This window comes from Aquimarina longa SW024 (assembly GCF_001401755.1).
GTDB lineage: Bacteria > Bacteroidota > Bacteroidia > Flavobacteriales > Flavobacteriaceae > Aquimarina > Aquimarina longa.
Genome location: NZ_KQ474105.1, coordinates 212045 through 232416, shown reverse-complemented (window position 1 = coordinate 232416; position 20372 = coordinate 212045). Strand labels below are relative to the sequence as shown.

The window sequence follows — 20372 nt, the reverse complement described above, 5'->3', positions numbered from 1 at the left end:
TTTTAAAAAAAACATTTAACCTTAACTTCTTCTAAAATCTATGCTCTTTAGAATTAGCCATTTTGATAACCATTTCTTGTATCATTTGCTCTCTTGTTGTTTTCGGTTGTTTAGCCATAAGAGGGTTATTTTGTCTATTGGTAGGGATTTTTTTTCACCAGATAAGTATTGATAAAAGTGACGAACGATGGTTTGTGATTTGATGTATATTTATAGGCGTAAAAATAGAGTTCATAATAGTAGAAAATTGATTAATTATTTAACCTATGTTTAACCTATAAAAACGAATTAAAATATAAATATTTGATTATCAGTATTTTATGCTATTTAAGTTAACTATCCTCACAGGTCTTTAAGACCTGTGAGGATTCTAAAAAACTTGATGAAGGTAGGCATTCCATTCTACTATTCATATCTATTATAAGACGCTCTCTTTTAACTCATTCTCTCTACCCTTTAAGTACTCTAATCTATATATTCAAATCCGCAATATGGCACTAATACCTTTGGAATTTTAATTCCTTTGGGTGTTTGGTAGTTTTCTAAAATCCCTGCAAGAACTCTTGGTAATGCTAATGAACTCCCATTAAGAGTATGTACCAATTGATTTTTACCATTTTTATCTTTAAAACGCAATTTTAAACGATTCGCTTGGTAAGATTCAAAATTAGATACAGAACTAATCTCTAACCAACGATCCTGAGCTGTAGAAAATACTTCGAAATCGTAGGTTAATGCAGAAGTGAATCCTATATCACCTCCACAAAGGCGTAAGATACGATATGGTAAATTAAGCTCTTCTAAAATTCCTTTTATATGCTCTACCATTCCATCAAGCGCTTGATATGAATTTTCTGGTTTTTCGATTCGTACAATTTCGACTTTATCAAACTGATGTAATCGGTTTAGTCCTCGTACATGTGCACCATAAGAACCTGCCTCTCTTCTAAAACATGGAGTATATCCAGTACAAAGAATAGGCAACTCATTTTCTGTAATCAATTCATCTCTAAACATATTCGTTACAGGGACCTCAGCTGTAGGAATCAGATAAAGGTCATCTACAGTGACATGGTACATCTGCCCTTCTTTATCAGGCAATTGTCCTGTACCATAGCCAGAGGTTTCGTTTACTAGATGTGGCACCTGGAACTCTTTATATCCTGCTTCGGTATTTTTATCTAAAAAATAATTAATCAAAGCACGCTGCAATCGAGCTCCTTTCCCTTTGTATACAGGAAATCCTGCACCGGTTATTTTTACTCCTAACTCAAAATCAATAATATCATATTTCTTAGCAAGTTCCCAATGTGGTAATGCTCCTTCTTCTAATACAGGGATGTCTCCTTCTTTATATATTTCTTCATTATCCTCATCACTCTGCCCATTAGGAACAGAATCATGGGGGATATTAGGGATTGTATATAATACTTCTATTAATTTTTCTTGAATATCAGCAAGCTCAGCAGAAAATTGTTTAGAACTCTCTTTAAGCTGTGCTGTTTTCTCTTTTAGCAAGTTTGCTTTTTGTTGTTCTCCATTTTTAAACAACATTCCTATTTCTTTAGAGAATTTATTAGAATCAGCAAGAATATTATCTAGTTTAGCTTGTGTTGCACGACGATCTTCATCTAGTGCAATCACTTTGTCTAAAACGGCAGCACCGTCAAAATTTCGTTTTGCTAAAGCATCAATATATGCTTCCTTATTTGCTATGATGTTCTGTACTACTAACATGATATCTTTTTTGGGCGATTACCAGGCTATCCGTTATATCTTTTTTTGTCATTGCCCCCTTCGACAAGTTCAGGGTGACAAAAAAAGGATACCACTACTATCCTTATCGCAATGAAGAGGTAAATTTAAATAAAAGTGAGGTTTGTATAACTATACTTGGATAATGAATTTAAAGAAATTTATTTTAAACTCTTTTAATACCATTCAGAAGAGTATTACTTTTCTGGTAGTTACTCTATAGCCAGAGTTTTTATAATAAATTCACTCTTTTAGGAAGTTTGTATTTTCATACTCAGGATTAGGATAAGTATAAAATCCTTCGCCTGTCGGAACAACGAGTTTTCCTTTATTTATAAAGTTTTCTTGTACTACTTTAATCACTTTTAAAAACAAAATATTCCTTTACTTCTATTGTGGATTGCAGCTTTTAGTTTATACTGAGTTAAGTCGAAGAGCTAGAATGGAATTATCGATGAGCTAAGAATATATCCTAGCTGTTCTTGATAAAATAGGAAGAGTTATCATCCCAATTGCTTTGGCAAATTCTATTATTGTATCAAACATCTTTGGGTCGGTAGTTCTATGCCTTTAATCTTTATTTTATTATACCTAATTTAAAGAATTAAACATGCTAAGCTTGATTTATTTTTAACACACCTAATAGTCTGTTTTCACAATATTTCTCCTATCTAAACTTAAAAAAACTTTTAAAATAATCTCTATATTCATATTTCCAAGGAATTATGAATACGTTCAAAGTAATTCTAGCAACACAAACCCCAAAAAAAAGGACATTAAATCATCGTTTAATAATCTATTCTTTTTTGCTGGCAAATTTGTTCCAATAAGCTAAGCGGACTTATAAAGCAATTGAAGTAATAAAATTGGCACCATTTTTAAAGGATATCTAACTCTTATCAAATTTAACAAAGAAAACCTTGCCCAAAACCTAATCGTTACTCCTGTCAAAGTATTCATTTGTTCTTGAGGAAAAAGAATCGTTGATCAATTATCAAATGCTAAACTGATGAAATTTAGAAAAAATAACCCTCGCATTATATGTACTCTCCATTTTGGAGGTTTTTGAATGATAAAAGACGTATTATTTTGTTTTTCTTCAATATTCGGTATTGCTTCCATGTTCGATTAATTCTAATAATGATCAAATTATCCTAATCTAACAAAAATAAATATGCCACATTATTTTTACTACCTTATATTCAGTGAAACTCAGTAATAAACTCGCTTACACATGTTTAACATCTATGCTTATACTGTTTTATAGAATACCATGTTATAACAGATCTTACTTCCACTCACTTTTTAAAAGTGAATAGATATCTACACTTATTTTTGATCCATTTTTGATTTCAAATTCTCTCATGGTACCTTCATAGCAAAAATTAATTTTCTCTAATGCATTTTTGCATTTTATATTAGAACTAACAACATACCCTTCAATCCTATTTAGTTTTAGCGTAGTAAACCCTTCTTCAAAAAGCCTCGGCATTATTTCTTTCATGATCCCTTTACCCCAAAAATCTTTTAGTAACCAAAAACCAATTTCTGCTCTTTGATGTTCTTGCTGCAGAGAATTAAAACCTCCTGCACCACAAAACTGATGATCAACTTTATCATAAATGCACCACCATATACCTGTTCCATTTTTCTTTAACTCTTCATACCAATCCATTTGTTCTTTTACAGCCTCTAGGGTAGGAAAATGGACATCATAGAACTTAGTTATGTCTGGGTCTGATAGTCCTTTATGAATATTTTTTATATCAGAATATTCTACTTCTTTTAAAATGTAATTTTTTGTTTCCATTATGGTTTGTTTTACACCAACAGCCTTAAAAACATTCTATGATTGTAATCCTGATGTGTGTATTGATAGTTTTGTGATCTTTAAATTTTCTTTTTTACCTCAATCAAAAATACCTGTTTTTTATTTAAGTATTTTTACCTTCTCAAAAAAATATAAAAAAGTGGCAACAATAGCTCAAAATATCTTTCTTACTAAAAAAGAAAAACTACGGTGTATGACTTGTGGAAAACATATCCCTAAAGGCAAATCTTTTGTTGCAGAAAGTGAAAATCATAAAGGCACTTGTTTTAGCTGTTCTCCTTTTATAGGATATGTAATGCTACCCCCAGGAAATGTAGCGATGACCCGACGATCAAAAAAACATTCTACCCTCTGTGCAGTAGTTCTAGCATGGAATCAACGCAGAAAACGTTATGAGCGACAAGGGCAATTAGTAGAAGAAATCGCTATAGAAAAAGCTCGATTAGAGTGTGAGAATGATCAAGCTGCTCGAAACGAAAAGAATAAAAAAGCTGCCGTAATACGCGAAGTAAAAGATCGTGAATATAAAATCACATTTGCTAAGGCTATTAGAAAAAGGTATCCCAATTGTCCTGTAAAACGAGAGTTTGCTATCGCAGCACATGCCTGCGAGAAATATAGTGGTAGAGTAGGTCGCACGGCTGATGCCAAGCAATTTGATAGTAAAATGATTGATTTAGCCGTAGAAGCACATATACGACATGCAGAAACTGATTATGATACTCGGTTTAGGCAAGGAAAAGGCAAAAGAGAGATTAGGTCAGAAGTGAAATATGATATCAATCATATTCTCAGACAATGGAGAGGATAAATTATATAATTTTGATTTAAAATCAGTAGCCCATGGCTAAGAAAGGAAAAGAAAAAAATACTCAAAATAAAGCAAAGCACACTAAACTTATCAACCGTAAGAAGAATAAGTTACGCAAAGAAAAAGAAGCACGAGCAGAGCGCTTAAAGGCTATTATAAAAAAAGCAAATGAGCAAAAATAAAAAAAGTTAATTATGGACACTTGTTATTGCGGAAATCCAAAATTATATGCCGATTGCTGTGCAAAAATACATCAGGATATCAACAAAGCAACAACTGCAGAAGAATTGATGCGCTCCAGATATACTGCTTATGTTTTGGCTAAAGGAGATTATCTTATGAAAAGTCATCACACTACCACACGACCTACACAAGATAAAAAAAACATTGTAAGATGGACTAAGTCTGTACAATGGATTAAATTAGAGGTTATTACCACCCAAAAAGGAGCTGCAAAGGATACCGAAGGTACAGTAGCCTTTAAAGCTTTTTATTATGACAAACAAGGGTTGCAAATGATACATGAAACCTCAAAATTTGTTAAGCAGTATGGGCATTGGGTATATCTTGGGGAAGCTTAATTATTACACGGGCACTTCTATACTAATCACAGTACCTCTATTAACAATAGAATCCACAAACATACCTCCGGACAAAGCATTTAAACGGGTTTTTATATTTTTAAACCCAATACCATCACTAACATTATCTACTTCGAACCCAATACCATCATCTTCAAAAAGCAACTGTATTGAATCTTTATGATGATTGAGATAAATCGTAATATTTTTAGCATTAGCATGTTTTAGACAATTTGTTAACAGTTCTTGTATGATTTTAAACAATTCTTCTGTAAGTATTGGGCTAATTTCATCGATCTCGTTTTCGGGATAGGGATGAAATGAAATATGTTGACCACTACCATTTATCACATTATTGATATATTCTTTTATCAATAGTGTTATTGGGGTTTTTTGAAATTTTTTCGGAGTAAGATTATGCGAAAAATCCCTTACCTGATTGTAGGTTTCATCTATTTGTTTGATCATATGATCTCGCTGTATATCAGTATTGGATAACTGTAATTTTATACTTGCTAAATTGCCACCGACACTATCATGTAATTCACGTGCCAGACGTTGTCTTTCTTTATCCTGTCCTGCCATCGTTGCCTTAATCAGGTTTAATTCCTGATCTTTCATCAATCCATATACTTTTTGGGTATTTACTTCTTCCTGAGATTTATTTAACGCAATCTGTGTCTTTAGTTTTTGAAAATACACAAATAAAAGACCGATTATTGGAACTAATATTACTAAAAAACCAATCAAAAATGCTGTTTTAATTGTCCTCTGTTTTTCAAGTTCGTTTTCTTTCAATAATTGTTCTTCTTTAAGCGATAATATTTCTTTTTCTTTTTGAAGTGTTTGATATTTAATCTCTAATTCTTTTACCGCCTTTTTATTTTGTTTTACAAGAATCTCATTAGAAACTCTTACATATTGCGTCATCAATGCATATGCATTTTTAAAATTTTCTTGCTTAATATTTAAATTTTTAAGCACGAGTATCATTCTTTTTTCTAAATCCAATCTATTCCATTGCACGGTATTAACACGAGCAGTACTTATTATCAACTCTGCAGCATTATACTCTCCTAGTCTATAATACACTTTACCTATTTCATATACTGCATCTATATACAAATCATAAAAATGATTTTTCTGCGCTTTTTCTTTTACAGGAACAAAATAGTCCATCGCTTTAGTAGTTCTATTATGAAAAAGCTCTATTTTTCCTAAGTTTATCTGTATCTCTAATTGAATTTTATTAGGAGTAATTACAGGGATATTATCCAGAGCATCTAAATAATAAAATGTAGCTTTTTCGGTGTCTTGTTTACTTAAGTAAACATCCCCTAAAAACTTTTTTGCAAGAATTATTGTTTCTTTATCTTCTGTCTCTGTAAGACAAGACTCGAAAAAAGGAATTGCCATATCATATTGACTCTTCCTAAAGTACACAATACCTAATCCTAATTGGTGCTTATAATGCAGTGTACGCATTTCTGAAATAGGCGAACTAGAAATACCTTCTATAAAATGCATCATTGCACTATCATAAAGCCCGTTTTTAAGCTTTCCCCAACCAATAATATTACTAGCTTTAGAGAGGTATATTGATTTATTTATATCATCATTATTTAGTACTTCTGTTTTTAAAAGATTTCCATAATAGGTAATTGAATCAGTATTTCCGGCCTGTATATGAATCTCAGCTATTTCTTCAATAAGCTGTAATTTTTTATGAATATCTATACTTTTTTGAAGCTCATCATACAATTCTGGGCGTACATCATTTGGGATATACCCATAGCTCCTGAAAAAAATTTGCTCTTCAGTATCTTGGCTAGATAGTACAATTGAGTATAGAATAATAAGTACACTAAAGACTCTTTTTATTATATAATGATGCATGTTACTATTTTTGACAATATTGAAGTTATGTCGAGTACAAATTACAACATATGAGATAACATCATATGCTTTTGTCTTTTTATATTCTACAATAAAATATTACAGATTAACTAGGTGCATTATACATTAGTATAAGCATGTTACTTTATTTCGTTTTTTTTGTATTTAATGATCCATGGATTTGTTGTAAAGTAATTCCATGATACGCTAGCCATATCAACATTAGGGTTTATCAATGTTTTTCGCTCTTTACCATTTACAGATACTTCACTATCTACATATACTGCAATCTCTTTTCCTTTTCTAGCATACTCTTTTTTAAGATACTGTGCAAATTGCCATATCCCATCAGGTCTAGAAGATACTAAGCGTAATTGCTTATCTGAGAGATGATCACTTTCGTTTATTGACTCTCGTTGTGCTTTAGGATCGTTTTTATCTACAACATAAAAATTTGTCGTTCCTGATCGCCCTCTTAACATCATACGCCAACTAAGTCTATGTCCTTCCTCTGTCCATAGTACATCTCCTGGGATCAACCAATGACGAATCGGGAGTACAATCTGTATTGTAAACCATATTATGAATATGGGTTGCAATATCTTTCTATATGAAGGCAAAATGAGCTCATTTGTGCTATAAAACTCTTTGTTTTTCATAAAAAGATGGTGTATTCTCTCTCTAGAAAAGAAAAACACACTAAATGCCAGTGACATATATGGGAATATCCCTATCTGAAAAATAATAGAATTGAAAAGATGAAAAAATATACTAATACAAAAGGCCATTAATCGGGTTCTTTTCCACAATAAAAGAGGAACAATTAAGAGGTCAAATAAGATCCCAAAATAGGCAACGCAAACATGTGTCCAGTGTTTTTGAAGCACATCTCCTATAATAGGATAATACGCTCTTCCTGCCATTAGGTTTTTTGCTACTGTGTAATCTAACCAATCTGGATATAATTTAGCTACCGATGCATAAGTATACACAATCCATAGTTGACCTATGATAATTAATATACACCACCTAGGCATAGAGATTTTTTTGAGTAATGGGTTTCGTTTTACATCTATAGAAAAATAATCTCCTGCTGGTAGCATACTCATTAGTATGCAAAGTAATAATAGAAGGTAATAATGATTATTATATGATGATTTTTGCATAAAGTACACTCCAGCCCACATCACTGTATAACTAATCATACTCCATTTATATTTATAACCAATCATTACCAACAGTCCGAAAACTCCCATAACAGCAAAATAGTAATACATGCCATCTCCTGGCAGAGGTTGCAAAAATTCAAGACCAATGAAATTAAATGTAAATTCAGGTTCTACAAGTGTTCGTCTTACCCATCCTGTAAAAATAGCTCCTATAGCTTCAGCTGCGATCAAAAAACCAAAAAAAACTCTAAATATAATCAGAGAACTATTATCTATATGAGTAAACAACCAGCGATTAATCATAGTAAAGAGTTTATATAATCGCGAGAGTAGTCCTCATCTTGTTGCATCGCTTCTTGCAGTTCCTCAATAGAATCAAATTTTTTCTCATCTCTAATACGTTTTAACATTTCAATCTGTATTTTTTTATCATATAAATTAAAAGAAGTATCAAAAAAATGAGTTTCTATTGTTTGTTGTGTACCGTTTACAGTAGGATTAACCCCAATATTCATCATCCCATAATAAATTTGACCATCAATACTTGATTTTACAATATAAACTCCATTTTTAGGAATTAGTTTATACGCTTCTTTTATATATAAATTAGCGGTAGGATATCCCAATTTACGCCCTAGTTTTTTTCCTTTTACAACTATACCGGTTAACATAAATTCATACCCTAAATATGTATTAGCCTTAGTAATATCACCTTTGGATAATGCTTCTCTAATTTTAGTAGAACTTACAGCAACATCATCAATATCTTGCTTAGAGATTTCTTCTACTGTGAAATTATTCTCTATCCCATATGAAGCTAAGTCCGTGATATTAGAATTACGATTACGACCAAATCGGTGGTCATACCCTATAATCACATGTCGTACATTAAGACAGTTAACGAGCATTTCTTGTACATATTCTCCTGCTGTAAGGCGTGAAAATTCTTTAGTAAATGGATGAACAACAACACTAGATAGTCCTGTTTTTTTTAGTATCTGCATACGTTCATCTATAGTATTGATTAGCTTAATTTCTGAATCTTGCTGCAATACCATTCTAGGATGTGGAAAAAATGTAAGGATAACTGATTCTATATTACTGTTTTCAGCGCTCTCTACAAGGCGTTCGATTATTTTTTTATGACCAATATGCACCCCATCAAAAGTTCCTATCGTAACCACAGAAGGCATTTTATTGTCATATGTTTTGGCATTTGTATAGCGCTTCATCTGTCTTTTTTTATTTGTTTTTCAATATCAGATAAACATTCGCTAATGAATAGTATGAATAGCATTAATTAATAGTGTTATAGCTAATTTCAGGAAGTGAAATTTAAAGCTTTTGTAAAAATAAAAAATAGTTTTGATACATTTTCTTTATTTTCCGTTAAAGGTATTCATTGTATTGGCTGTCCCTGCTGCTGCAAAAGATTTTATTACCGCAATCCCTTTTTCTAGTCGTTCTGGCATTGCAGCTTCTTCTTCATTATTCCAATTCCCTAGCACATAATCCACTTGTCTACCTTTACCAAATTCATCTCCAACTCCAAACCTAAATCTACAATATTTAGCAGTTTGTAACTGTGTTTCGATATCTTTGAGTCCATTGTGTCCTCCGGCACTACCTTTAGACTTAAGCCTAATAGTACCAAAAGGTAAATTGATATCATCTGTAACAACTAAAAGGTTTTCTAAAGGCACTTTTTCTTTTTCTAACCAATATCTAACTGCTTTTCCACTAAGGTTCATATATGTATTAGGCTTAAGGAGTATAATCGTCCTTCCCTTATGTTTATAAGTAGTAAGGTCCCCTAATTTATTAGTTTCAAAAGTAAGCCCTGCTTCTTTTACTAATGCATCAAGAACTTTAAAACCAATATTATGACGTGTATTATGGTATTTGGGTCCAATATTACCAAGACCGGCAACAAGAAATTTTTTCATGGGATTCTCCTCAGTTTCTTTTACTTTTTTTTTTGAAAACAATCTTCTAAATACAGAAAGCATATACTTGTATAGTTATGTTATTCTTATAATTTTTGCTTTGTTTGGGAAAGGGCTATATCAAAGTCTCATCATCATCCTAAGCTTGTTAAAGAGGCAGTATAACAACAAGTGTCGAATAACCCAGTTCTGATTTTAATCAGAGAACGCCAAAAAAATCTATACAAAAATAAAAAAAGCATTCTGAATTAATTCAGAATGCTTTTTTTTTATATTATATTAAAACTGCAAAATTATGCTTCTGCTGCAGGAGTTTCTGTTCCTTCTTCTTCTTCTTCTTCTCCACCCATAGCATTACGAGATGTTTTAACTTGGCAAATCACTGTATTATCTGGATGTAATATCGTATAATCTTCATTTGCTACATTAGTAACATATAACTTATTTCCGATTTTCAAGTCAGTAATATCTCCTTCGATTACGTCTGGAAGTTTAGCTGCCAATCCTTTTACTTTGATACGTCTTAGGTTAAAACGCAATACACCACCGGCACGTACACCTCTAGAATTTCCTGTTGTTTTAAAAGGAATTTCCATTGTGATTGGCTTATCCTCAAAAATTTCAACAAAATCGATATGCAAAATTTTATCTGTTACTGGATGAAATTGTATATCCTGAAGAATTGCATTTATCTTTGTACCATTATCCAACGCTATTACCACGGTATGAACGTCTGGAGTGTACACTAATTTTTTGAAAGCTAGTTCTGGCGCTGCAAAGTGTACAATAGTGTCTCCACCGTAAATAACACAAGGTACCTGTCCAGCATTACGTAAGGCTTTTGTTGACTTTTTACCTACGCTTTCTCTTTGAGATGCATTGATTGTTAATGATTTCATTTTAAAAATTTATTGATTATTAATTACATTACAAATTTAGAACTAATAGACTGATTGTTATGAACTCGATTCATCACATCTGCAAATAGATCTGCACAGCTTACTACTCTAATTTTATTACTTTTTTGTTTTAGAGGAATAGAATCGGTAACAATCAATTCTTCTAATTTAGAATTTTCTAATTTTTCATAGGCATTTCCTGATAGAATAGGATGCGTACAGATAGCTCTTACACTTTTTGCTCCTCGTTCTATCATTAAGTCAGCTGCTCTAGTTAGTGTTCCTGCTGTATCGACCATATCATCAACTAATACTACATTTTTACCTGTAACATTACCTATCAACTCCATATGTGAGATCACATTAGCCTTAGCTCGTTGTTTATAACAGATAACCACATCACTACTTAATGCTTTAGAATATGCATAAGCCCTTTTAGAACCTCCCATATCTGGAGAAGCGATCGTTAAATTACTTAGATTAAGTGATTGTAAGTAAGGTAAGAAAATAGTAGATGCAAATAAATGATCTACTGGTTTTTCAAAAAATCCTTGGATCTGATCTGCATGCAAATCCATTGTTATAATACGTGTTGCTCCTGCAGTTTCTAGCATTTTAGCTATCAATTTAGCTGCTATAGGAACTCTTGGTTTATCTTTTCTATCTTGTCTTGCCCAACCGTAATAAGGCATTACTGCGGTAATATGTCTTGCTGATGCTCTTTTGGCAGCATCTAACATCAACAACATCTCCATTAAGTGATCAGAATTAGGATGTGTTGATCCTATAATAAAGACTCTAGATCCTCTTACAGACTCTTCAAACGAAGGTTGAAACTCACCATCACTGTAGGTTGATGTAATAACATTACCTAGCTTAGCTCCATAAGCTCCTACTATTTTTTCTGCAAGCTCTGTACTTTGACTACATGCAAAAAATTTTGCTTCTATAACTCCAGTTGACATAGGGGTAAATTATTGTATTATAATGAGTTAAAACTTATTTCTTAAAAACAAGGTGCAAATTTAAAAATTTATTTCCACTCTTACCTTTATTTTCTCACTTATTTAATAGTAAAAAAAGAATATTTTATTAATTTTGCCATCCAATATTATGCTCGAGTGGCGGAATTGGTAGACGCGCTGGATTCAAAATCCAGTTCTTTCGGGAGTGTGGGTTCGATCCCCACCTCGAGTACTAACCCTTAAGATTTTCTAATCTTAAGGGTTTTTTTCTAAATTATTCTGACAGGAGTTTTGAAAATTCTTGATGGTTTTTATATCTATAGAATTCTTAAAGTCAAAACAGCTTTTTTAGATGTCTATTTTGTGAACTTGCTCTAAAATTGTTGATTCCTTTGAGAGAAATTTTTAAAACCCATTCTACACATATTTTTTTTATAATAAAATACTTACTTATAAACAAAAAAGAAAAACCCAACTAATTAAGATTGCCGTATAATTAATTCTGTAGGAAGAGTAATTTCTTAAATCCTAAAATTCTCTTTTTCTCTTACAAGTCCATACTAAACTTATCCGTTTTGCCAATTTGCGTTGGCGCTACCCACCGCTATTTGTGTCTGTGCAGCTAGCGCTTGTACTTCTACTCCATACACCTCATCTGCTGGCAATAAAAATGCTGTAGAGTATCCATTAGCATCATGGGGGGCAGGGTTATTATCTAGGTCAATAAAGGATGGAGGATTTCTATGATTAATATCTGGTAATCGTCTTACTCGTGTATCTGGCATTGTATCAAAAATTGTAGCTCCAGAAACAACATACATATGACTAGGTAGCATCTCCGCTAGTTCAAAATGACCACATAACCAGATTCCAGATCCGTTTTGTCTTGTAAAACCAAATTCTGTACTTAATAATTCCATTGCTGATAATTCATTATCTTCATTAGGATCTAACATCCTGTTTCGTATCTGATTATTGGTCAATACTGTTAATCCATTAGCTATAGCATCATTGGCCGGAATATCAGTAAGATGTAAAATCAACGCTCCTAAATTTTCATATCGTGTGTTGATTGCAGCTATAGCAGTATGATCTCCTGATAGTGTAAATACATGGCATGACATTGTATTATAGTTATTAGTTGCTGTGTAAACTTGTCTAGGCATGATATTATGATTTTTGGTTATTATTCTATTAAAAAACTTTTTTGAATAGTGTTTTATCATCAAAAAAACAGCTCTAACACTGTATTTGTTTATTTTTGAACACATTACAAATTTGAACAATTAACTAAAGGAAAAATAAAAAAATACTATAAGCGTCAAAAAAAATAGTACAAACGATTATGTACCAAGTATGAAAATATATTCATCAATAAAAAGCCCTATTATTTTATCGAATTTATTGTAGATTTACGTTAAAAATACTCTTATGCCAAAGACTAAATTCATTATCGCAGGTTTACAATTCGAGCCAAAATTTTGTAAAAAAATTAATACCACTCTTATAGAAAGTTGGGAAATTTCAGCTAATCCACTATCAAATATATATAAGACTCAAAAAGAAGGTGTCTATACTGTAAATATTATAGTACACATACCACATGGATGTATCGTAATTCCTAATGGTGTACAAAGTGGTTTTGATTTGATCCCAAAAACAGAACATAAAAACACCTTATTTTTTCAATATAATGGAGTGTCTTCTATAACAACTTCTATCAACAAACCAGATGATCATAATAATGTACTCTGTAGAGATTTTGGTATTGTTTATGAGTATGAATTGAGTGAAAATGAACATTCTCCTATGTATGATCTGTATCACATACAAATTGACTATACCATTATACAAAAATCAGCACTATCTGTAGAGGCTATCTTAGTACAGGACACAAACCTTGATCCCGAAACCGATAGAGGCACTGTAACTGCTGTTAGGACAGGTGGACAATAATGCGTGTATTTGTAATTCTATACATCGCTATAGTTACGAACACCATATCGTCTCAAGAATTTCCTAAAACAGATATAGAAATACTGTATACAAAAGGAAAGAGAGTTTGTGATCGTTCTAAAGCAAATTCTTTTTGCAAGGCATTTCTATTCTATAAGACTAAAGTTTATGACTCCTGTTATATCTACAGTTCTAAAGCTTTTTTAAAAACATCGTCTCAAGAAGAAAAAGATATTCTAAATTATATTCAGGGAGTAAGTGCTATTGAAAAAAAACTGTTTAAAAAAGCGCTACAAAATATTACTGCATTATCTGGTCATAATGATTTTATGAGTTTAAAAAACTTAAAGTTAGCTGAAATCAATCTTCTTTTAAAAAACTACGACAAAGCAATTCTGTATTATACCGCATGGGAAAACAACAGTGCTACTACTCCTAAAAAACTCAAAAAAGATGCATACCATAATCTAGGACTTTCTTACTTACATAAAAAAGAATATACAAATGCTCATAACTATTTTTCTAAAGAATTAAAGTTAATCAACTCAAAAGATACCATAGAGTTGATTACAACCAAAATGGATTTGGCCAACGTGTATTATAATCAATATAAAGATGATGAGGCTATTCCACTTTTTACAGAGGCATATCAATTAGCACAAACCTTTTCTGATATTGATTTAAAACTACTTACAACTAAAAACATGGCTGTGGTAGAGAAAAATAGAAAAAAATATAAAGAAAGTGTAGACTATTATATCGAATATGGAAAATGGAAAGATTCATTATGGAATAGAGATAAAATCTGGGAGTTGACTGAGCGAGATAAACAATTTGCTATTGCACAAAAAGAGCAAAAAATTGCATTACAAGATGAAAGATTAAAACGACAACAATTACAAAAAAATGGACTCTTAATAGGTGGTTTATTTTTAATACTTTTTACTTTACTCTTAGGGTATCTATATCGACAAAAAGCCACCAAAAACAAATTGATTACCCAACAAAAAGAGGAATTAAATACTGTAAATGCGACTAAAGATTATTTGTTTTCTGTTGTTTCTCATGATTTGCGCTCTCCTATTCATACCCTGAGAAAACAACATCAAAAATTAATGACTCAGATTGCTCAAAAAGATCTTTTGGCAATAGAAAAAACTACAAATACTGCCATTACAGTAACCGAAAATACTTATAATCTAGTAAATAATATCTTACATTGGTCATTAGAACAGAGCGATCAATTGTTTTTTAAAAAAGAAGCGTATCCATTACAATCATTAATCGCACAAACAGTAAATGATTTTAAAGGCTTGGCAGTAGCAAAACAAATTACACTCCTAACTTCAATAGATACTCCTATTTTGGTAGAGACTGATAAAGAATCGTTAAAAATTGTGCTCCGCAATATTATTGATAATGCTATAAAATATACTCCAGAGAGAGGAACGATACATATCACATCTGGAGTACATAATACTTCTCAGTGCGTTATAGCAATAGTAGATACTGGTGTAGGAATCTCAGCAGAGATTTTATCTAAGATTAAAACATTAGGAAGCATTACCAAAGATCGTGTAGATCGTTCTGCAGGGATTGGTTTGGGTTTAATTTTATGTCATACTTTAATCAAAAAAAATAATGGTATCTTAGAGATGAATAGTGAACTTGGTCTAGGCACAACAACCAAAATTTTATTACCTATTGCAAATACATAGACATAACGCCATGAATATATTAAAGCTACTTTTATTAGAAGATCAACCGGAAGAAGCTAGTGAAATCACTGCTTTTTTAAGTACTAATGGCTATAGTGTAACGCCAGTCAAGAATATACAAGAAGCTGAAAAAGAGATAAAAAATCATTTATTTGATATTATCATTCTAGATATTATGATCAATGGGAAGCCTGATGGTATTAGATTGGCACAAAACATGGCTAAACAAGATATTACTATTCCTTTTCTGTTCCTAACAAGTATGCAAAGTAAATATATATTTGAAGAAGCTAAGCTCACCCATCCATCCACATATTTACTAAAACCTTATAATGAATTAGAATTATTATTTTCTTTAGAACTTGCTATAGAAGCTCACTATAAACAGTCAAATACCATTAGTTTTGACTCTGACAGTGCTGTTCTAGGACCTACATATATTTTTATTAAAAAAAGTAAAAGTGTAATGAAAGTAGTTGTAGACTCTATTAATTATATCGAAGTAAAAGAAAAATACTGTAACCTTATCTGTACCGAGGGTAATTTTCTTATTAAACTTTCTCTAATAAAGGTAAAAGAATTGCTATCAAATCCTATTTTTATACAAGTACATCGTAATTTTTTAGTCAACGTCCAAAAAGTTAAAGAAATCTATTTTAAGGATAATCTTATCATTCTTGACTCCAAGGATAAAATCCCATTTAGTGAGCGTTATAAAGCTTCATTTATGAAAATGAATAATATATTAGGATAAAAATTTAACTCTCTTATTCTATATAAAAAACATCTAGATCTAATTTAGAAGATTCTAGGCTATATGTATCACTTTTTTGCCAAATACGACATCCTTTTTCTTTCCATACCGATGGTATTTCTGGGGTACTACTATTCGTATATTCTGCTAACCAAAGATCATACTTAGAAAACTTAGTGCTAGTTAAATATCTATTCGCAAAAGAATATCCAGAGTATATCATAGGTTGTATCCCTGATAATTCTTTTAAACGTTTTAGAAATAATAATACATTTACTTGCAGGTCTATTTTGTCTATGGAAGCATCTTCTATAGCACTCGCTCTTTCTATATCTACTATTGGTGCTATATCAAAAGAATCAATATCATTGATTTGACTCCAAAAATGTTCTGCTTGCTGTATTGGCTCTTTATCGATAACATAAAAATGATATGCTCCTCTGATTAATTTTAACTCTTTAATCTTTTTCCAGTTCTTTTTAAACATTGGATCTATTTCATCTATTCCTTCGGTTGCTTTACAAATAATAAATCCAATACTATCGGGCAGTTTTTGTCTACTTAAAATGTTACCATTCCATCTAGATATATCAATCCCATAGCGCACTTTTTTAGTAGGAATTGTTACTTTTTTATTTGATCCTATTGGGTCTGATGTTTTCGCTGCATTGATATTTAATTTTATATTATCTAATCGTTGGTGAAAATCTGTTGTGGAGTCTTCTAAATTAGATACAACTTTATTATATATAAACCATCCAGATATGAGTAACCCTAATAACAAAATAGTATTAATAATACTAAGAACAGGTATGTGTATCTTATCTTTCTTTTTATCAACCTCTAATAGTTTTTCTATTTTTTTAGAGATATACACTTTTCCTATTACAGTATTAAAAATGAAATGAAAATTCTCATTTTTAAACTCGATCCCTTTATAAACAACCTCTTCGCTTTTATTTTTAATCTCTTCTGGTTTAGAGCTATACAACCCTTCTGGGTTTAAAATCAGTTTACCATGTTCTACTTTTGGATCATTAAATTCATTATTTAGATAATATAATGGTTTTTCGAGTTTATGCTGATCTCTATAAATTGTAATATATCCTTGGTTATTAAGATAATGAATCAAAGAGAGTAGCTCCATAAAACATCCTATCTCATTTTTTTTAGCGGTATCATTTTCAAAAACTTCAGGAGATAAAAAATACATGGCATATTGTTCTTGGACCTGAATAATTAAAGCTCGTTTATTCGCAGCTGTGAAAAATTTTTTCTGAAGTAGCTCATTTAAAGATAACGGAACTTTCTCTTTATGAGTAATAAGAGCATTAATAAAGTGTATTTCTCTTTCATTAAATATACGCATCACTACTTGTTTTAATATTGAAAAAATAGAATTATTGATGACATTATGAGTAGTACAAGAGCAGATAGAAAACTATAATATATAAACTGTTGATAAAACCTTCTTTTTAGGTCTAAAAAATATAGAATAACGCCTCCTAAAAAGATAAAACATATGACTAATAGTATCTCGTCTATAATGAACATATCTTTTTTATCACTTATAGTTATTCCTACGATAAGTGTTAAACAAGCACTCACACAAGCTAAAACTGTATTAAAAATTTGATCTAATTTAATCATATCATTGGTTTTCTGACACTGTTTTTTTGATTGGATAATATTTCTTAAGCCACATATTTTTAATTTCTTTTTGCGTAAGATTTTTGAGATAAAAATTAATGGGTACCCCAACATTGTTTTCCTTATTTTTTATTTCTTTTAGATAGTTTTCAAAAGCTGCCATCATTGAATTGATATCCAAAATAGTATTCGAATCATGATCTATTTTACTTAACCCCTTTAGTAGGCTCTGTGTTTTTGCGTTTTGGATAGTTAATAATTGTGCTCCCAATCTTGCTTTTTCAGCATCAGAATTCACAGATTCTGAGGTTTCTTTTTCTCCAGAGAGCGTCATTAGATTTAGGCTAGGATCTATTTCTGATAATTTTTCTACTCCTAATGATATTTTATTAGATGCTATTGAAGGTACAGCTCCCATTACCACCATGCTTACATGAGCTGATACGTTTTGAGTACTTAGCATAGTTTCAATATCATTCATAAATGAATCACTTACTCCGAATCCCCCTACAGCATTTTCTATCCAACCTCCTATTTTTAGTTTTTCATTGATCTGTTTGATTATTGCATCACTAGGTCCTGAACTAGTTGAATTAGAATTTAGAATATGAACCATCCCAACAAAACTAGATCCATAACCTGCACCTGTTAACACTGTCAGTTTATTAGGAGTATTCTGAGGTGATTTTTCTTTAGCTACAATGGCTTCTGATTTTATAGTATCTGTATCAATCATTTCACTAGCTCCATATAAACTATTCCACACGGTTATTGCTTTATCTGGATCAAAAACTAAAGGTTCAAAAAGACGTACATTACTATGAGTACAGCTTGCTGTAATAATTAAAGTCCCCGCTATACTATGGTTCTGAGTTTGCTGATGTATCTGTGATGAAACGGCTTTAGCAATATCATTAGATTTATTACCTAAATTATCCGTAGAGTTTCTTACGTGTTTTTCTATACTAGCCAATGTATCATCTTGTTGGTTACTGCCGAATGAAAAATATTGAGAATCTAATTTTAATGATTCTGAACCTAGAGGAAGAGCTGTAATTTTACTTAAAGAAAAATCAATAGGACTTTCTAAATTCTCAGAAATTTCTAAAGTACTTAGCTGTTCTTTAAATTGTTGAATTTTGGTTTCATTTTCTATACAAGAAGATAAATAATCGGTAGCACTTTGGACTATTGATATATCCATTTCTGATTGTTTAGTCTGTATGTCAGTTACATCAATATTCATATCTATCAATTCATTAGTAGTCATCGCAATACTTCTTTTCATCATTATATAGGAATTGAGTTTTTGTCGTGCGGCATCAATACTTAACTGACACTTATCGATATTTTTAAAAACCTCAATGATTTTATGATCAATAACATTCCCTAATACTAGAGATGGATGATCGTATGGAATAGATGTTGGCATATCATAAATGGTATTATTTTTTAGCAATTTTGCTACCGAATAGATTTTCTAATGAAGTATTCGTATAAACTTTAGTTCAATAGATTGTTTATATATTCAGTATACTGATCAATTTTAACTTGTAACCCTGGTACACTTCTCACATATTTAAAGAAATAATAGACTGGTATTTCAGAAAGAATAGTATAGTTTGCATAAAATGTATATATTTTTTCGATAGAATCCATGATGTATGCACCATCAGGAGTTATACCACAAAGATTTGTATCGATATTTAAAATTGAATTTTCATAGGGCAGAAGATCTCCTTCAGCTCCTTTTTTAATTTCTGCTTGATTGGCTAATAAGTAGCTTAAGAAACTGGTTTGGGCTCCATGTCTGATACAAGAATATGGAGCGTCTTGTATCCTTCCACTAAACTCAGATGTTTTTGCTGTTCTTGGATCATCTTTTAGTAATGCAAAAGATAGATTAGAGATTAAAGATCTTTCATCTGGTGTTGTTGCTAATAATCTAGTTTTATCTTTTAATAGATCATGCATATCGTAATCTCCTGTAAATCCTAATCCTAGATCAAGACTTGCATCAATTGGTGTTTTGGTACTCTTGCCGTCCTGAAGTGTCCACAAACCTGCAAGATTTGGCGGTTGTGGTGCTGGATTTACTGTTCCTTTTACACCCACAAGACCTTTTAAGGTATTAAATTGTGTAGCATCTATCTTATAGGTGTACCCTGTTCCTTTTTCTTTAATAGATTTATCCATAACATCATGCCCTTTGCATGGGTTACCATTTTTAATTCTTTCTAATGTATGTGCTCCAGAATTTCTAAACGTCACAATCACATTATTTTTAGTACAGAAATCTTGGATATTGGTATAATGTGTTTCTAGTAAGAATCCTGTTGTTTCTACTATTTTTGGGGTGGTTATTTTATCTGGCTGAACAGGTGGTATTGTTTTGATAGCCTCTCGTATATCTGCATTAATTGTAGTGATATTCATTTTTA

The 20372-nt window shown here is 31.4% G+C and carries 18 protein-coding genes and 1 tRNA gene; 7 read left to right on the top strand and 12 right to left on the bottom strand.

What is annotated here, in order from left to right:
- Window positions 1-465 precede the first annotated feature (465 nt).
- Entirely contained in the window at window positions 466-1737 is a 1272-nt protein-coding gene (gene serS / locus N456_RS21135) for a serine--tRNA ligase (protein WP_062061730.1), read from the bottom strand.
- Window positions 1738-3043: 1306 nt separating this feature from the next.
- Window positions 3044-3565, bottom strand: a complete 522-nt coding sequence (locus N456_RS21130; RefSeq protein ID WP_062061727.1) for a GNAT family N-acetyltransferase — start codon at window positions 3563-3565, stop codon at window positions 3044-3046.
- A 160-nt stretch (window positions 3566-3725) separates the two neighbouring features.
- Between N456_RS21130 and N456_RS21125 the strand changes: the two genes are divergently transcribed.
- The 3 genes from N456_RS21125 to N456_RS21120 are packed head-to-tail and all read left to right on the top strand — an operon-like array spanning window position 3726 to window position 4978.
- Entirely contained in the window at window positions 3726-4397 is a 672-nt protein-coding gene (locus tag N456_RS21125) for a DUF2293 domain-containing protein (RefSeq protein WP_158447945.1), read from the top strand.
- 32 nt (window positions 4398-4429) lie between these two features.
- Window positions 4430-4579 carry a hypothetical protein gene (locus N456_RS24775; protein ID WP_162838819.1) on the top strand — a complete coding sequence of 50 codons (150 nt, stop codon included), beginning with the start codon at window positions 4430-4432 and terminating at the stop codon, window positions 4577-4579.
- Between the two features lie 12 nt (window positions 4580-4591).
- Complete coding sequence (locus tag N456_RS21120; RefSeq protein WP_062061722.1) at window positions 4592-4978, top strand: YchJ family protein; 387 nt, start codon at window positions 4592-4594, stop codon at window positions 4976-4978.
- 3 nt (window positions 4979-4981) lie between these two features.
- Here N456_RS21120 and N456_RS21115 read toward each other — a convergent pair whose 3' ends face one another.
- The 6 genes from N456_RS21115 to N456_RS21090 form a co-directional block, all read right to left on the bottom strand.
- Window positions 4982-6874 carry a histidine kinase gene (locus tag N456_RS21115; protein ID WP_062061719.1) on the bottom strand — a complete coding sequence of 631 codons (1893 nt, stop codon included), beginning with the start codon at window positions 6872-6874 and terminating at the stop codon, window positions 4982-4984.
- Window positions 6875-7014: 140 nt separating this feature from the next.
- Complete coding sequence (locus N456_RS21110; protein ID WP_062061716.1) at window positions 7015-8346, bottom strand: HTTM domain-containing protein; 1332 nt, start codon at window positions 8344-8346, stop codon at window positions 7015-7017.
- A complete protein-coding gene (locus tag N456_RS21105) occupies window positions 8343-9275 on the bottom strand; it encodes a bifunctional riboflavin kinase/FAD synthetase (protein WP_062061714.1) in 933 nt (310 codons plus the stop codon). The genes N456_RS21110 and N456_RS21105 overlap by 4 nt, the downstream gene beginning before the upstream one ends.
- A 147-nt stretch (window positions 9276-9422) precedes the next feature.
- The gene (gene pth / locus N456_RS21100) at window positions 9423-10052 is read right to left on the bottom strand and encodes an aminoacyl-tRNA hydrolase (RefSeq protein WP_062061711.1); all 630 of its coding nucleotides are present in this window, start codon (window positions 10050-10052) and stop codon (window positions 9423-9425) included.
- 230 nt (window positions 10053-10282) lie between these two features.
- Complete coding sequence (locus tag N456_RS21095) at window positions 10283-10888, bottom strand: 50S ribosomal protein L25/general stress protein Ctc (RefSeq protein WP_062061708.1); 606 nt, start codon at window positions 10886-10888, stop codon at window positions 10283-10285.
- Window positions 10889-10911: 23 nt separating this feature from the next.
- On the bottom strand, window positions 10912-11853 hold the full coding sequence (locus N456_RS21090; protein WP_062061705.1) for a ribose-phosphate pyrophosphokinase: 942 nt from the start codon (window positions 11851-11853) through the stop codon (window positions 10912-10914).
- A gap of 150 nt (window positions 11854-12003) precedes the next feature.
- Between N456_RS21090 and N456_RS21085 the strand changes: the two genes are divergently transcribed.
- Window positions 12004-12085, top strand: a tRNA-Leu gene (locus tag N456_RS21085).
- 334 nt (window positions 12086-12419) lie between these two features.
- On the opposite strand, the gene N456_RS21080 is transcribed toward N456_RS21085, so the two are convergent.
- Window positions 12420-13019 carry a hypothetical protein gene (locus N456_RS21080; protein ID WP_062061702.1) on the bottom strand — a complete coding sequence of 200 codons (600 nt, stop codon included), beginning with the start codon at window positions 13017-13019 and terminating at the stop codon, window positions 12420-12422.
- A gap of 265 nt (window positions 13020-13284) precedes the next feature.
- On the opposite strand from N456_RS21080, the gene N456_RS21075 reads away from it, so the two are divergent.
- Genes N456_RS21075 through N456_RS21065 form a run of 3 tightly spaced genes read left to right on the top strand, consistent with a single transcriptional unit; the run spans window position 13285 to window position 16281 of the window.
- Entirely contained in the window at window positions 13285-13809 is a 525-nt protein-coding gene (locus tag N456_RS21075) for a hypothetical protein (RefSeq protein WP_062061699.1), read from the top strand.
- Window positions 13809-15527: an ATP-binding protein gene (locus tag N456_RS21070; RefSeq protein ID WP_062061697.1), complete on the top strand. Its 1719-nt coding sequence runs from the start codon at window positions 13809-13811 to the stop codon at window positions 15525-15527. Before N456_RS21075 ends, N456_RS21070 begins: the two co-directional genes overlap by 1 nt.
- Before the next feature lie 10 nt (window positions 15528-15537).
- Complete coding sequence (locus N456_RS21065) at window positions 15538-16281, top strand: LytR/AlgR family response regulator transcription factor (protein ID WP_062061695.1); 744 nt, start codon at window positions 15538-15540, stop codon at window positions 16279-16281.
- 13 nt (window positions 16282-16294) lie between these two features.
- Here N456_RS21065 and N456_RS21060 read toward each other — a convergent pair whose 3' ends face one another.
- The 3 genes from N456_RS21060 to N456_RS21045 all read right to left on the bottom strand — a co-directional run bounded on the left by N456_RS21060 (window position 16295) and on the right by N456_RS21045 (window position 20367).
- Entirely contained in the window at window positions 16295-17650 is a 1356-nt protein-coding gene (locus tag N456_RS21060) for a glycoside hydrolase family 25 protein (RefSeq protein ID WP_062061692.1), read from the bottom strand.
- A gap of 282 nt (window positions 17651-17932) precedes the next feature.
- Window positions 17933-19363: a hypothetical protein gene (locus tag N456_RS21050; RefSeq protein ID WP_148639400.1), complete on the bottom strand. Its 1431-nt coding sequence runs from the start codon at window positions 19361-19363 to the stop codon at window positions 17933-17935.
- A 71-nt stretch (window positions 19364-19434) separates the two neighbouring features.
- Window positions 19435-20367, bottom strand: coding sequence for a hypothetical protein (locus N456_RS21045; protein ID WP_062061684.1), 933 nt, complete (start codon window positions 20365-20367; stop codon window positions 19435-19437).
- Window positions 20368-20372: the final 5 nt, after the last annotated feature.

What these genes read in the sequence shown, in the direction of transcription:
- N456_RS21060 (WP_062061692.1), bottom strand. Translation starts at nt 17,650, where the DNA reads ATGCGTATATTTAATGAAAGAGAAATACACTTTATTAATGCTCTTATT.
- N456_RS21115 (WP_062061719.1), bottom strand. Translation starts at nt 6,874, where the DNA reads ATGCATCATTATATAATAAAAAGAGTCTTTAGTGTACTTATTATTCTA.
- N456_RS21110 (WP_062061716.1), bottom strand. Translation starts at nt 8,346, where the DNA reads ATGATTAATCGCTGGTTGTTTACTCATATAGATAATAGTTCTCTGATT.
- serS (WP_062061730.1), bottom strand. Translation starts at nt 1,737, where the DNA reads ATGTTAGTAGTACAGAACATCATAGCAAATAAGGAAGCATATATTGAT.
- N456_RS21130 (WP_062061727.1), bottom strand. Translation starts at nt 3,565, where the DNA reads ATGGAAACAAAAAATTACATTTTAAAAGAAGTAGAATATTCTGATATA.
- N456_RS21050 (WP_148639400.1), bottom strand. Translation starts at nt 19,363, where the DNA reads ATGCCAACATCTATTCCATACGATCATCCATCTCTAGTATTAGGGAAT.
- N456_RS21105 (WP_062061714.1), bottom strand. Translation starts at nt 9,275, where the DNA reads ATGAAGCGCTATACAAATGCCAAAACATATGACAATAAAATGCCTTCT.
- N456_RS21070 (WP_062061697.1), top strand. Translation starts at nt 13,809, where the DNA reads ATGCGTGTATTTGTAATTCTATACATCGCTATAGTTACGAACACCATA.
- N456_RS21045 (WP_062061684.1), bottom strand. Translation starts at nt 20,367, where the DNA reads ATGAATATCACTACAATTAATGCAGATATACGAGAGGCTATCAAAACA.
- N456_RS24775 (WP_162838819.1), top strand. Translation starts at nt 4,430, where the DNA reads ATGGCTAAGAAAGGAAAAGAAAAAAATACTCAAAATAAAGCAAAGCAC.
- N456_RS21080 (WP_062061702.1), bottom strand. Translation starts at nt 13,019, where the DNA reads ATGCCTAGACAAGTTTACACAGCAACTAATAACTATAATACAATGTCA.
- N456_RS21120 (WP_062061722.1), top strand. Translation starts at nt 4,592, where the DNA reads ATGGACACTTGTTATTGCGGAAATCCAAAATTATATGCCGATTGCTGT.
- N456_RS21065 (WP_062061695.1), top strand. Translation starts at nt 15,538, where the DNA reads ATGAATATATTAAAGCTACTTTTATTAGAAGATCAACCGGAAGAAGCT.
- N456_RS21090 (WP_062061705.1), bottom strand. Translation starts at nt 11,853, where the DNA reads ATGTCAACTGGAGTTATAGAAGCAAAATTTTTTGCATGTAGTCAAAGT.
- pth (WP_062061711.1), bottom strand. Translation starts at nt 10,052, where the DNA reads ATGCTTTCTGTATTTAGAAGATTGTTTTCAAAAAAAAAAGTAAAAGAA.
- N456_RS21095 (WP_062061708.1), bottom strand. Translation starts at nt 10,888, where the DNA reads ATGAAATCATTAACAATCAATGCATCTCAAAGAGAAAGCGTAGGTAAA.
- N456_RS21075 (WP_062061699.1), top strand. Translation starts at nt 13,285, where the DNA reads ATGCCAAAGACTAAATTCATTATCGCAGGTTTACAATTCGAGCCAAAA.